The 13592-nt window shown below is 34.0% G+C and carries 12 protein-coding genes; 4 read left to right on the forward strand and 8 right to left on the reverse strand.

What is annotated here, in order from left to right; genetic code table 11:
• Positions 1 to 84 precede the first annotated feature (84 nt).
• Positions 85 to 1104 carry a formimidoylglutamase gene (locus tag ACXGSQ_RS13745; RefSeq protein WP_458626727.1) on the forward strand — a complete coding sequence of 340 codons (1020 nt, stop codon included), beginning with the start codon at positions 85 to 87 and terminating at the stop codon, positions 1102 to 1104.
• Positions 1105 to 1320: 216 nt separating this feature from the next.
• Here ACXGSQ_RS13745 and ACXGSQ_RS13750 read toward each other — a convergent pair whose 3' ends face one another.
• From ACXGSQ_RS13750 to ACXGSQ_RS13760, 3 genes are read right to left on the reverse strand one after another with little or no spacing between them, the layout of a single operon-like run.
• Positions 1321 to 2148: a mechanosensitive ion channel family protein gene (locus tag ACXGSQ_RS13750; RefSeq protein ID WP_458626728.1), complete on the reverse strand. Its 828-nt coding sequence runs from the start codon at positions 2146 to 2148 to the stop codon at positions 1321 to 1323.
• A gap of 20 nt (positions 2149 to 2168) precedes the next feature.
• Complete coding sequence (locus ACXGSQ_RS13755) at positions 2169 to 2351, reverse strand: hypothetical protein (RefSeq protein ID WP_458626729.1); 183 nt, start codon at positions 2349 to 2351, stop codon at positions 2169 to 2171.
• Complete coding sequence (locus ACXGSQ_RS13760) at positions 2335 to 2928, reverse strand: RNA polymerase sigma factor (protein ID WP_458626730.1); 594 nt, start codon at positions 2926 to 2928, stop codon at positions 2335 to 2337. Before ACXGSQ_RS13760 ends, ACXGSQ_RS13755 begins: the two co-directional genes overlap by 17 nt.
• Before the next feature lie 525 nt (positions 2929 to 3453).
• Between ACXGSQ_RS13760 and ACXGSQ_RS13765 the strand changes: the two genes are divergently transcribed.
• Positions 3454 to 4044, forward strand: a complete 591-nt coding sequence (locus ACXGSQ_RS13765) for a hypothetical protein (RefSeq protein ID WP_458626731.1) — start codon at positions 3454 to 3456, stop codon at positions 4042 to 4044.
• A gap of 287 nt (positions 4045 to 4331) precedes the next feature.
• On the opposite strand, the gene fabV is transcribed toward ACXGSQ_RS13765, so the two are convergent.
• The 5 genes from fabV to ACXGSQ_RS13790 all read right to left on the reverse strand — a co-directional run bounded on the left by fabV (position 4332) and on the right by ACXGSQ_RS13790 (position 10553).
• Positions 4332 to 5522: an enoyl-ACP reductase FabV gene (fabV, locus tag ACXGSQ_RS13770; RefSeq protein ID WP_458626732.1), complete on the reverse strand. Its 1191-nt coding sequence runs from the start codon at positions 5520 to 5522 to the stop codon at positions 4332 to 4334.
• 10 nt (positions 5523 to 5532) lie between these two features.
• Positions 5533 to 6933 carry a dihydrolipoyl dehydrogenase gene (lpdA, locus tag ACXGSQ_RS13775; protein ID WP_458626733.1) on the reverse strand — a complete coding sequence of 467 codons (1401 nt, stop codon included), beginning with the start codon at positions 6931 to 6933 and terminating at the stop codon, positions 5533 to 5535.
• A gap of 100 nt (positions 6934 to 7033) precedes the next feature.
• Positions 7034 to 8641 (reverse strand): S41 family peptidase, encoded by a 1608-nt coding sequence (locus ACXGSQ_RS13780; protein WP_458626734.1) that lies wholly within the window; start codon positions 8639 to 8641, stop codon positions 7034 to 7036.
• A 509-nt stretch (positions 8642 to 9150) separates the two neighbouring features.
• On the reverse strand, positions 9151 to 9921 hold the full coding sequence (locus tag ACXGSQ_RS13785) for a LuxR C-terminal-related transcriptional regulator (RefSeq protein ID WP_458626735.1): 771 nt from the start codon (positions 9919 to 9921) through the stop codon (positions 9151 to 9153).
• A gap of 173 nt (positions 9922 to 10094) precedes the next feature.
• A complete protein-coding gene (locus ACXGSQ_RS13790; protein WP_458626736.1) occupies positions 10095 to 10553 on the reverse strand; it encodes an Lrp/AsnC family transcriptional regulator in 459 nt (152 codons plus the stop codon).
• Between the two features lie 164 nt (positions 10554 to 10717).
• Between ACXGSQ_RS13790 and ACXGSQ_RS13795 the strand changes: the two genes are divergently transcribed.
• Both ACXGSQ_RS13795 and nhaC read left to right on the forward strand, forming a co-directional pair.
• Positions 10718 to 11917, forward strand: a complete 1200-nt coding sequence (locus tag ACXGSQ_RS13795) for an aminotransferase class I/II-fold pyridoxal phosphate-dependent enzyme (RefSeq protein WP_458626737.1) — start codon at positions 10718 to 10720, stop codon at positions 11915 to 11917.
• 147 nt (positions 11918 to 12064) lie between these two features.
• Positions 12065 to 13534, forward strand: coding sequence for a Na+/H+ antiporter NhaC (gene nhaC / locus ACXGSQ_RS13800; protein ID WP_458626738.1), 1470 nt, complete (start codon positions 12065 to 12067; stop codon positions 13532 to 13534).
• The last annotated feature ends 58 nt before the right edge of the window (positions 13535 to 13592 follow it).

The raw sequence follows: 13592 nt of genomic DNA on the forward strand, positions 1-13592 counted from the left end.
TCTTGTTTTTTTTAATCGAAATTAGAGGCCAAAGTAATTAAATAAAAATGTACTTTTAATTTATTATTATAATTATTTATCCCAATGGAACATCTTATAGTATTTACAGAAAAAGAACAACAACTGCTTTTAAAGAAACGTAAAGGTGAAACCAAATTTGGTGAACATATTCAGGTATTACCAAACCTCACTGAGATATACGATGATATTGTTCATTTAGATGTTGACTATGTTATTTTTGGTATAAAGGAAGATATCGGAGTGACTGCAAACTATGGAAAACCAGGCGCTTACAAAGCTTGGGAAGCAACTCTAAAAGTTTTGTTAAATATACAGAGTAATGACTTTACCCAAGCAAAACGCGTCCTCATACTAGGCCACTTAGAATATCCTGAACTCAGAGAATCTATTGCTAATTTTGATTTGTCTAAAAAAAAGCAAATGTCTAAAGTTAGAAGTCTTGTAGAGACTATAGATAAAGACGTTACTTATGTTGTATCATCAATTATTAAAGCTGGTAAAATTCCAATAATTGTAGGAGGTGGTCATAACAATGCTTATGGAAACATAAAAGGCTGTGCTTTGGCAAACGACAATAAAATAAACGTCGTTAACTTTGATGCCCATTCTGATTTTAGAGCTGAAGAAGGTCGGCATAGTGGTAACGGATTTAGTTATGCTTTTGCTGAAGGTTTTTTAAAGAACTATTTTATTTTTGGCTTACACGAAAATTATACTTCAGATACTTTATTAAAAACAATAAAGAAAGTAAAAAACATAAAATACAATACCTACGAAGCTATTGAAGTTAGAAACGAACTCAAGTTTGTGCCTGAAATGAAAACGGCTTTAGATTTTGTAGCTCATAAAAAATTTGGTATTGAAATTGATTGTGATGCTATAAGAAACATCCCAAGTAGTGCGATGACACCTAGTGGCTTTAGTGTAAAACAAGCGCGGCAATTTGTAAACTATTTAGGGCAACACGAAAATGCAGCCTATTTACATATTTGTGAAGCTGCTCCCACCCAAAACACAGAAACTAAAGTTGGAAAACTAATGACCTATTTAATTTCTGATTTTATTAGAGCCAATAAATCATAACAACGCTAAAGTTTACAATAATGATAAATATCATTGTAATTTATCAATTCCTTAATTAGCTTAGCTTTTAATTACTATTATACCTTATAGCAGTAATACAACTATGTATTAATGCTAAAAATCCTAATCAATAGAATGAAAAGGATTTTTAAACACGTCAAGTACTTGCAGGATTGCATTTTATAAAAATATAAAATCTATAACCCTAACCTATAGTTAATCCTGCATTTGTACTTGATTTTCTACGATTTCTTTTATAGGAACAACTAGTTTCCCTTCCGAATTTTTCAATATTACTGAGATGCTCTGTACCGCTTCTATAGTATAAGGCTTATCATTAAAAATAATGTTCTGTCCAACTTCAAAGGTCTTTCGAGCATAAAACGTATTTAATAATTTACTCACAACCTCACGCGCTCCTAAACCAAATGCAATCGCAAATGCGACCAAGAAAGCTGCAATAATCATATTAATGTTATTAGAAATGATTTCTGTATTGATACCTGCTTGGTTTAAAGCCGTAATCGATATAAATGTCAGCAGTAGAAAAAAGACAATTTGACTAATCATCTTGCCGCCAGACAAGTCCATAGATTCAAATAATGATTTTAATCCGTTCTTCACAAAATTCGCAAAGATTAAACCAATGATAAAAATAATGAGCGCTGCAAATAAATGAGGTAAATAAGATAATAAAGCACTAATCTGATTAGAAATAATCTCTAATCCCATAATATCAGATGCCGTTATTAATAAAATGATATACATAATCCATTTCACGAAATTGGACACAATCTTAACGGTATCAAAATTGAGTTTTTTACCTTCTACAATTTCAATCTCATTTAACTTATCATCTAATTTATTGGCTTTTGCTAATTTTAAAACCTTCTTTATTAGCTTAACAATAAGCTTTGTTACAACCCAACCTATAATTATAACAATTAATGCCCCAATAATATTGGGGAAAATTTTAGTGATCTCAAACCACATTGTTGTCAATGATTGCATGGCAATATCTTTAAACTCTGTTACTTTTTCCATACTAATAATTTTATCTTGTATTACTTATTTTCTTTTGTTCTTTTACTCGTTACGCTATCTATAATATGCCCTATGTTATACGAAAATAATTCAGCCAGTTCCATAAAAAGTTTAGCTAAGGCAATATCATGCATAACTTTCTCTTTCAATTCCAAAGGAACCTCCTTTAAAGGTCGATCTAATTGCTTAAATGGATTCTCCATCTTTCGTATAATTTGTGTACTTAAGTACAAGTTTATCTTTTGCTCTTTTTAATCGCATTTTTACTGCGCTTTCTCCAATATCTAAAGCGTCAGCTAATTCTTTTATTGATAAATTATCTTGATATTTTAATAATAAAATCATTTTTTCATCTGGTGAGATAAGTTCCATGACTTCCTTCAAATGCTCAACTCTCATATTTTCAAATTCGAGAGTAGAATCAATATCTTCTCCTATATTTTCAATATCAATAATTTCAGAGCTAATTGATTTTTTTTCAAATTTCTTCGCCGTATTTCTAGTCACATAATTCACACAATGATTATATGTAAAAGCATACAACCATGTTGAAAATTTAGATTTTCCTTTAAAGCTAGCTAATTTTACAAAAACTCGCAAAAACACATCTTGAGTCAAATCTTTGGCTTCGTCAACACCGTTGGCAAACCCATAACACTTATTATAAACCATTGAGGCATACCTGTCATAAAGCAGCTCAAACAACATAGTGTCGTTGGTTTTAACGATTGCTTCTACGAGCGCTTCATCGGTTAGGCTATGAAAAGCGTCTTTTGTCAAGGGAATATTTTGTCGGTTATTATTAGCTAATAAAGTTAAGACACTAGATTTTAATTAAGGTCACAATTCTTTTAAAATTTTTCACTTATTTTAATTAAAAAAAGAAGTCTTACGATTACAAATCACTTAAAACAGCTCCATAACACTTAAAACAAATACCTTAAAATTAAAAATAGATTCTAAAATACAGTTGATATAGGGTTTAAATACATGCAAAACAGCCTTAGAAGATACGATCATCTTACTTTTTAGTAGGTTTTATTGTTAGCCCCCCCTCCTCTTTTACGCTAAGAGGAATGCCATTGAAGCCTTTAACTTTAACATTCACCGATTTTATATTGTGGCAGCCACTCAAATAGAGTCGTTTACAAATGAACATGTTACAGTTAATCGAAAAGTGCTTTCCGTTAGTCGAAGTTATAAGGAAGAAGTTTTGAAACGTTTAGAAAATTTTTAACTTTAAGAAAATAATCACCCAAATCTAAACGTTACATAGCAACAGCTATTGTACTGAAAAACCCCTTAATGAGCGACGACTTACATAACGCTATTCCTAATTTAACACCTTTTAATTACGAGCATCATCACGATGCGCATTTTATAAATAAGCCTTGGATTTTAGTGAATGGCATTTCTAAAAAGAAGTCTATCTACACCTTTAAAGCAGATAATGTTCTAGAAATTAGCAGAAAAGACAACATCATTAAAACGTCTTGGAGTATTAGCATTCAGAATATATTTTCTATTGAAACTGAGGATGGTCATATAACGGTAGAAGCCTATTTTAAAGATGACGATATTTTAGTGCTTAATAACCAAAATAGAGACGAATTTGCAATGTACATCAATGCGAGTAATTATGATAACGACTTAAATTCAGTAGAAGATATTCAAGATTTTTTAAAAGATAAATACAAAAATAAAGTGAGTTCAGCTATTTATGACCATGAATTCTACTACATCGAAAAATCAAAAGAATTCGGTCCTTTTAAAGTAGAAGTCTTAGCCAAAAAGGTAAAAAGCGGTGAGATTAGTAGGTATTGTTTTGTTAGAGATATCAATGAATATGACTACAGTAACCGCTTACGTATTTCTGATTTAATTCAAGAACTTTGATTCTTAGTTTTCAATCGCAGTTATAGCTTACAGTGGACGTGTAAAGAAAAAAACAAGATGAATTTAAACTATCTTCTAAAGATAACGCCGTAAATCTCCGCAGCTGTTCTGCATAACATTCCGCATCCCCCAATCTCCACACCACCATATCACCGCATCACCGCATCACCGCATCACCGCATCCCCCAATCTCCACACCACTCCTCCGCGAAACAACTTTAAATTCATAAAAAAAGCGAAAATCTATTCAGAAATCCGCTTTTCATAATATTTACGTTTTAGTCTATCTATGCTTGTAATCCAGGAATAGCCACCATTTCATCAACATCTTTATCGTAATCAACTCCTTCAACATTAAAGCCAAATAAGTTAAAGAAATCCGTTTTATAACCTTCTAAATCACCAATGTTTGGTAACGTTTCAGTTGTAGCTTCTTTCCAAAGTTCTAACACTTTAGCTTGGATATCATCACGCATTTCCCAATCGTCAATACGAATTCGTCCTTGCTCATCCAATTGTAAATCTTCAGCATATAAACGCTCGTTAAATAAACGCTCTATTTGCTCAATACAACCTTCATGAATTCCCTCTTCTTTCATCACTTTATACAATAACGAAATGTACAACGGAATTACAGGAATTGCAGAACTCGCCTGTGTTACTAGAGCTTTGTTTACAGACACATAACCTTTTCCGTTGATATCTTTTAACGCATCAGTAATTTCAAAAGCAGTGGCTTCTAAATGATCTTTAGCGCGACCAATCGTTCCTTTTCTATAAACCGCTTCGGTTAATGAAGGGCCAATATAAGAATAGGCAACCGTTTTAAAATCTTCCGATAAAACATCAGCAGATTTTAATAGGTCAATCCACATTTTCCAATCTTCACCGCCCATTACAGCAATGGTATTGTCAATATCATCACCAGAACATGGTGCTATTGATATTTCTTTTACGACTCCTGTATGAAAATCAACCGTATTATTGGTAAACGTATCGCCAATAGGCTTTAATACCGATTTAAAACGTTCTCCAGTATCTGGATGCGTTCTTACCGGTGAAGCCAAACTGTAAATCAACATATCGATTTTCCCTAAATCGTCTTGAATCAATTTTAAAGTTTGTGCTTTAATTTCATTAGAAAAGGCATCACCATTAATACTCTTAGCATACAAACCATCTTTATGTGCTTGTGTTTCAAAAGCGGCACTATTGTACCAGCCTGGTGACGCTGGACGCCCTTCTGTTGGTGGCTTTTCAAAAAACACGCCAATGGTTGAGGCATTAGAGCCGTAAGCACTTGTTATTCTTGATGCCAAACCAAAACCTGTTGAAGCTCCAATAACTAATACGTTTTTAGGGCCATTGGTTGTTGGTTTTGATTTTATATATTCTATCTGATTCAATACATTTTTCTCACAACCTGTTGGATGTGATGTTAAACATATAAACCCTCTAGTTTTTGGTTCTATTATCATATTTTATGTTCTATACGTGTAAAGCTCTATTGTCTGTGGCTGCTAAAGCGGCTTCTTTTACGGCTTCTGCAAATGTTGGGTGGGCATGTGACATACGTGAAATATCTTCGGCTGATGCTCTAAATTCCATAGCGGTTACAGCTTCTGCAATTAAATCGGCACAACGTGCTCCAATCATATGCACTCCTAAAACCTCATCAGTGGTTTTATCGGCTAAGATTTTTACAAAACCATCTAAATCTCCACTTGCTCTAGCACGACCTAAAGCTCTAAATGGAAACTGACCTACCTTGTATTCTACATTATCTGCTTTTAATTCTTCTTCTGTTTTACCAACGGCAGCTACTTCTGGCCATGTGTAAACTACACCAGGAATTAAGTTATAATCGATATGTGGTTTTTGTCCTGCTATAGTTTCAGCAACAAAGGTACCTTCTTCTTCTGCTTTGTGGGCTAACATCGCTCCTTTTATAACATCACCAATAGCATAAATATTAGACACATTAGTTTGTAAATGTTCATTTACCTCAACCTGCCCTCTATCATTTAATTTAACTCCTGCAGCTTCTGCATTTAAGCCTGCCGTATATGGTTTACGTCCAACTGAAACTAAACAATAGTCTCCTTTAAATTCAACAACTTCACCTTTTTTGTTTTCAGCTTTTACAATCACCTCATCACCATTACGCTCAACGGATTGTACTTTATGAGACAACATCATTTTGAATTTTGCTTTCTTAAAGACTTTATTCAATTCTTTAGATAAGCCCGCATCCATAGTTGGTAAGATTCTGTCCATAAATTCTATAACAGTAACTTCTGCACCTAAACGACGGTACACTTGGCCAAGCTCTAAACCAATAACTCCTCCACCAATAATGATTAAGTGTTTTGGAATTTCTTTTAATTTTAAAGCTTCTGTAGAGGTAATCACACGTTCTTTATCTAACGTGATAAACGGTAAGCTACTTGGCTTACTTCCTGTGGCAATAATGATTTCTTTAGCTTCAATCTCGCCGGCGTCTTTACCTTCAATTTTAATATGAGTCGCATCTACAAAAGATCCTAAACCTTCAAAAACATCAATATTGTTTTTCTTCATTAAGAAATCAACACCTCCTGTAGTTTGATCGACAACAGCTTGTTTACGACCAATCATTTTTTCTAAATTCACTTTGATCTCACCAGGGATTTCAATACCATGATCTTCAAAATGTTTTGTTGCTTCTTCGTAGTGATGCGAAGAACTTAATAAGGCTTTACTTGGAATACAACCAACATTTAAACAGGTTCCTCCTAGTGTAGAATACTTTTCAATAATAGCTGTTTTCATCCCTAATTGTGCGCAACGTATTGCTGCCACATATCCACCAGGTCCTGAACCTATTATTGCTACATCGTATGATTTCATAAGAATACTTTTTTGTCTGATTAAAAAAACGATTACAAAAGTACAATTTTGATTAATGATTTACGAATTTTAAAACCTTATATTAAATGAAGAAAATTATTTAGTCATTTTGCTCTAAATCTTCTAAAATCCATTCTAATTCTGGATCAATCGATTGCAAGCGATCCTTATAACTTGGCAGTATTTCTACATCTGGTTTTATACCATAGCCATCTGGTGTCGTTTTATTTGGTGCACCAATATGCGCAAGTCCTATTCTAGCACGTACTTTTGTATGCGGCATCTCGTATACCTTATAGTATCCAGCTACGGTGCCGTTATAAGCTCCTCCTGTTTCTTCACCAACAAAAATAGCGCGATGACTCCCCTTTAATTTTGTAGATAATATAGATGATGCTGAAAATGAATTACCATTAATCAGCACGTAAACCTTACCTTTAAAATTTAAAGGTTTTGGCTCGTGTTCTTTAGAGGATTTAAATTTATAATATAATTTGTTATTCTTTTTTTCGGTCTTAAAAAGATCAATGGTAACCAGTACTGGTGACGCTATACCTGCAATGGCTTTAACTAAAGTGGGACTTGAATTAGCCATAAGGCTCTTTAAAAGCGGAAAGCGTGTATTAACTTCACTTGGATTAATCATCGTGAAATTTTCATCCGTAAGATACGAATACAAATAGGTGATTTCCTTTAAGCGACCACCAAAATTATTTCGCAAATCAATAACTAATGCGTCTGCTTTTAACGAATCAATTGTTTTAAAACTTTCATCATAAAATTCTTCATAACTCCCATTAGAAAAGCCTCTTATTTTTAATAACGCCACAGTACTATCTTTCCCTATAAAATCAAGGTTTCTAGTGTATTCATCTCTACTCGCATTATAGCCATAGTTCCTTTTATGCTTACGCTCTGCTTTTAATCGACGCGTTTTAGCCTTACGTTCAGCTTTGCTAAGTTTTGGAAGAGCCTTGTTACGTGTTTTAATAGAATCTGTATTTAAGCTGTCTTTTGCTATAGAATCTAAATCCTTTTTTAAGACACGTTTATACAGTTTTACAAATATTGAATCCGAATGTCTTAATTTTAAACGTATACTGTCAAAACGGCCTTTATCATTGGCGTAATAATTCATAAAACGAAAACCAGCCACGCGATTTTGAAAGGTCGTATTATAACCATCTGATGCTATAATTTTAGTATAACGTTTTAATAAATCTTGTACCTTGTTACCATCCACCTCAAGGACTTCCGAATTCACTAAAAGCGAATCTTCTCCTCTTGCATGCACCACAACAAGTTTGCCTTCTAAATATTCAAAATCTAAATTCGTGATATCGAATTTAGATCCTCGTAACGCTTTTCTTTCTTTTCGATTGAACCGTTTACTTGGTGGAGACAATGACATATGACCTTGACCAACATATTTAGTCACAGCGGATAATTGTTTGTAAAACGTTCGACTGTCCATAGGTGCTTGAATGGCCTGCTTTAAACTATCGAATTTAAAATCTAAAACCTCCTTAGTGGTAAACTGATATAAATGAGGGTGATTACGCTGTAATTGCTCATAAACCTTATCGATATCTTTTCGTAAATCTGCAACGTCATGTCGTTGTGAAATTTGCTTATTGTACTTTTCTACACTAGCGCAAGAAGTTAATAATAAAATTACTAATAAGGGAAACAGCAATTTATGATTCATATGAGCGTAATTTTAAGTTTTGTTAGGTAATTGAATTATAGCCCATAATAAGTATAGACGTAAATCGATTAAGGATGGTTGCCTCAATAATTTTTTCAAGATAATTGTAACCCTACTTAAAAACAAAAAAAATCCAAACTTCTAGATTATGTGTAATAACCTAAAAGAATGGACCTAGTATCTCCCCAGATAAAATAGTACCTTAAAATTGCAAATTAAGACAACCACTAGCAATACTCAATTTGAGTATTTTATAAATTTCAACTTATTTTTTCGATAAAACGAAACCTAATCAAGATGTAAGCATTACAAGAAGTCGCAATGCGAAAGAAGAAACATAAAAGACTTGTAAAAGAGAGTTCATTATACCGCAAAAAAATAGTCCAAACTTCTAGATTAGGTTGAGTAATCTAAAAGAATGGACTTATATCTCCCTAAGATATAATAGCAAGTCAAAGTTCTGAATTAATACAAACACTAACAATACTCAATTTGAGTATTTCTTTAACTTACAACCAATACTGATTCATCTTTAACATCCCAATAAGCTCTCCTGTAGATGAGATGTTAAGCTTTTTCAAAATATTACGTCTATGGGTATCTACTGTATGTGAACTGATATTTAATTTACCTGAAATCTCTTTACTCGTCTGATTTAAAATAAGTAACCGAATAACATCACGTTCCCGGTTGCTGATACCATCATTTAATAATTTTTGAGAAAAATTATTAAAAAATAGGGTTTCGTATTCATGATTTGAATTAAGCAATTTTGCCGATGCCGTAATTTCCATTTTAATATTGGCATCCAAAACCGTGTAATGGGCTAACCCAATTATAGGCTTCCCTTCCGAATCAAACACCAACGGAGTGGTATTCTGAACAATGTTCACATAAACACCATCCGCATTTTTAAGTCTAAAATTCCAAGTATAATTGGCGTCTTTTCGCCGATCCGCAGGTATAGTCTCTAGCGTAAACGTCATCAAGCTATTTAAAGCACTTAACCAAGCGTCAATATCATCCGGATGAATTCTGCTCCAAAAATAACGCATCCCTAAAGCCTTTAATTCGGTTGCATCCAGGCCTAAACACGCCGTATAGTTTTTACTGATGTATTCAAAGGTTAAATCTTGTGTATTAGTAACACAAAAAAACGTTGAACTATACGGTAAATAGTCATCGAGCTCAATAATTTTGGCGATGTGCTCCTTTAGAAATGGTTTATCATAAGATTTAAAAATAAACTTGTATAAATCCTTTATCTCACTGTATTTCATGCTGTAAAATTAGAAAATTTATCTAATTATTAAGCCTCTAGCTCTTAATAACCACAAGAAATCACAAGATGTTATGAAAATACCCCACACAAAACACCGCATTTTTAACACATAAACGGGTTTAAAACAGAACAAGGATGAAGTACATTAAGAATCCTTAACCTCCCTAAGTGTTACAAGATGATTGCCGTGGTATGCTTCACTTCGCTAATCATAAACATACTGTGGGTACTACCAATATGATCAATTTTAGTTAATTTTTCAACCATAAACTCCCGAAAAGCCTGCATATCCTTCACTAAAACTTTAAGCAAATAGTCATAATCTCCACTAAGATGATAGCATTCTAAAACCTCACTTAATTGGTTAACCTCACGCTCAAACTTCACCACATAATCTTGCGAATGCTGTACCAATTTAACATGACAAAACGCCACAAAATCCTTTTGTACCTTAGACTTATCTACTAAAGCAACATACTGTTTTATAATACCACTTTTTTCAAGCTTTCTAATACGCTCATAAACTGCTGTCACCGACAAGTTTAACTGGTGAGATAAGGCTTTAGTGGTTTGCTTACTATCGGTTTGTAGTAAATGAAGCAGTTTTCGGTCAGTGGCATCAAAAATCATACATGTTATTTTTTCGGAAATAATTATACAAAACTCAAATTTAATGATAATAAAACTACAAAAACAACCAAATACAGAATATTAATCTATATATAAACATAACCATTGACTAATCATCTAAAAATAGCGAAGTTTGAATAAACTAATTAAAATATCTCATTATTATGGCATTCAAACCTGCAAACAATATACAAGACTTACAATACTTCGGCGAATTTGGTGGTGTTAACCCATCCATTTCAGATTCATCAACTTATACATTCCTATCGGCTAAAACCATGTTCGATACCTTTGAAGGTAATGCTGACGGCTGTTATTTATACTCACGTCACTCATCTCCTTCAAACTTATACTTAGGAGAAGCTTTAGCCGCTATGGAGGGTACAGAAACAGCTACCGTTACAGCTTCTGGTATGGGTGCTATTACACCAGTCTTATTACAACTTTGCGGTGCTGGCGAACATATTGTAAGCAGCAGAACCATTTACGGTGGGACCTATGCCTTCTTAAAAAACTTTGCCCCGCGTTTAGGTCTTAATACCTCGTTTGTTGATATCACTAAATTAGAGGCTGTAGAAGCAGCCATCACACCTAAAACTAAAGTCTTGTTTTGCGAAACCGTAAGCAATCCTTTATTAGAAGTGGCAGACATCGCAAGCTTAGCGAAATTAGCAAAAAAGCACCATCTTAAATTGGTAGTAGATAATACCTTTTCGCCCTTATCTATATCACCTATAAAATTAGGAGCCGATGTTGTGATTCACAGTTTAACCAAATTTATCAATGGCTCTTCAGATACCGTTGGTGGTGTTGTATGTGGTACACAAGAATTAATTGACGACCTAAGAAACGTAAACAGCGGAGCGGCCATGTTACTCGGCGCTACCATGGACAGCATGCGTTCGGCTTCTGTTTTAAAAAATCTGAGAACTTTGCATATTAGAATGATGCAACACAGTTATAATGCAACATACTTAGCGGAACGATTTGAAAATGACGGTTTAAAAACCGTATATCCTGGACTAGCCTCTCACCCATCACATACCCTATTCAAATCTATGATGAACGAAAAATACGGTTTTGGTGGTATGATGACTATTGATGTAGGATCTTTAGACAAAGCCAATGCCTTAATGGAATTAATGCAAGAGCGCAACCTAGGTTATTTAGCCGTAAGTTTAGGATTCTATAAAACCTTATTTAGCGCACCAGGAAGCTCAACTTCTTCAGAAATACCTGAAGATGAACAAAAAGAAATGGGTTTAAGTGATGGCTTAATTCGTTTTTCTATTGGTCTTGATGCCGATATAGAACGCACCTACGATATGATGAAAACTTGCATGAAAGCATTAGACATTCTTTAAGCTAAAAACACAGCTATATAATTAATGGTTAGATTCTTAGGTAACACTAAGGGTCTAACCCTTTTTTTGCTTCAAATTCTAGGATTTGCATTCCATTTGCAAATGGCTTAACAAAATCGTAACATTACAGAACTAAACGGACTAAAAATGCAAGAAAACGACAACCTAAGTGAGATTAAAACAGAAGATCAAGTAATTATAGACAATAAAGAACTTAGTTTTTTTGAAGCACTTATACCTGTTGTAATTCTCATGGCCATGCTAGCCTATAACATCTTTTTTGTTGAGGATCAAGAATGGTTTGGCGGCTATACCAATCAAATTATTTTATTATTAGGGGGAGGTATCGCTGCCATTGTCGGCTTTTTTAATAAAGTAAATATCAAAATCATGCTCAAAGAGGTTTGGGAAAACCTAAGAAGTGTGTTTGTACCAATTATGATTTTGTTTTTAGTCGGTGCTTTAGCAGGCACTTGGTTAGTCAGTGGAGTCATTCCTGCCATGGTGTATTACGGTTTACAAGTTTTAAGTCCCGAAATATTCTTACCAGCATCCGTCGTTATTGCCGCTGTAATTTCTATTGCTACAGGGAGTTCTTGGACTACCTCTGCAACCGTAGGTATTGCCTTAGTGGGTATTGGTACCGCCTTAGGTATTAATCCAGGGATGATTGCTGGTGCTGTAATTTCTGGAGCTTATTTTGGAGATAAAATGTCCCCATTAAGTGACACCACCAACCTAGCTCCTGCAATGGCTGGTACCGATTTGTTTACTCACATCCGATACATGGCCATTACCACCATACCAACCATTCTTATAACCTTAATTGTATTCGCTATAATTAGTGCTAATATTGAACCTACAGGAACTGCAGACGTTAGCAATTTACTAGCTTCAATTAAAAACACCTTCCATATTTCACCTTGGTTATTTTTAGTACCTATTACTGTAGTGGCTTTAATACTACTCAAAACAAAACCACTATTAGCTTTAGCATCCGGCATTGTTTTAGCCATCATATTCGCATTCATTTTTCAAACTCCAGTGTTAGAGAACTTATCTGAATCTAAATTATCAGCCATAATTAACTCTATTTTCACAGAGACCTCTATTGCTACAGATAATGAAAATTTAAATGACCTCTTCTCTGCTAAGGGGATGCAAGGCATGCTATGGACCATCTATTTAATTATATGCGCCATGGTTTTTGGGGGCATTATGGACGCCATTGGAGCACTATCCCGAATCACAAAAGCATTGCTTTCTATAGCCACCTCTATATTTGGATTATTTGCCAGTACTGTGGTAAGCTGTTTAGGCTTAAATATTATTGCCTCAGACCAATATTTGGCCATTGTTATTCCTGGGAAAATGTTTAAGCAAGCTTATATCGATAAAGGCTTAGCCCCAGAAAATTTAAGTCGTACCCTAGAGGATTCTGGAACCGTAACCTCTGTACTAATCCCTTGGAACACCTGTGGAGCTTACCAAAGTGGTGTCTTAGGCGTTGGGGTGGGCGAATACTTTATGTATGCCATCTTTAACTGGTTAAGTCCTTTTACCACCTTAGTCTTTGTTGCTTTAAATCTTAAAATTAAGATGCTAAAAGATAAATAGCTTTTACTTATTAAAAATAAAATTTAGTATAGCTAAAACCTATTGCTTTATAAAAAAT

The sequence above is a fragment of the Winogradskyella sp. PC D3.3 genome (assembly GCF_054366245.1).

Coding starts and splice junctions, on each gene's coding strand:
- ACXGSQ_RS13790 (WP_458626736.1), bottom strand. CDS start 10,553: ATGATTTTTGATGCCACTGACCGAAAACTGCTTCATTTACTACAAACC.
- ACXGSQ_RS13745 (WP_458626727.1), top strand. CDS start 85: ATGGAACATCTTATAGTATTTACAGAAAAAGAACAACAACTGCTTTTA.
- ACXGSQ_RS13785 (WP_458626735.1), bottom strand. CDS start 9,921: ATGAAATACAGTGAGATAAAGGATTTATACAAGTTTATTTTTAAATCT.
- ACXGSQ_RS13750 (WP_458626728.1), bottom strand. CDS start 2,148: ATGGAAAAAGTAACAGAGTTTAAAGATATTGCCATGCAATCATTGACA.
- ACXGSQ_RS13780 (WP_458626734.1), bottom strand. CDS start 8,641: ATGAATCATAAATTGCTGTTTCCCTTATTAGTAATTTTATTATTAACT.
- lpdA (WP_458626733.1), bottom strand. CDS start 6,933: ATGAAATCATACGATGTAGCAATAATAGGTTCAGGACCTGGTGGATAT.
- ACXGSQ_RS13765 (WP_458626731.1), top strand. CDS start 3,454: ATGAGCGACGACTTACATAACGCTATTCCTAATTTAACACCTTTTAAT.
- fabV (WP_458626732.1), bottom strand. CDS start 5,522: ATGATAATAGAACCAAAAACTAGAGGGTTTATATGTTTAACATCACAT.
- ACXGSQ_RS13755 (WP_458626729.1), bottom strand. CDS start 2,351: ATGGAGAATCCATTTAAGCAATTAGATCGACCTTTAAAGGAGGTTCCT.
- ACXGSQ_RS13795 (WP_458626737.1), top strand. CDS start 10,718: ATGGCATTCAAACCTGCAAACAATATACAAGACTTACAATACTTCGGC.
- nhaC (WP_458626738.1), top strand. CDS start 12,065: ATGCAAGAAAACGACAACCTAAGTGAGATTAAAACAGAAGATCAAGTA.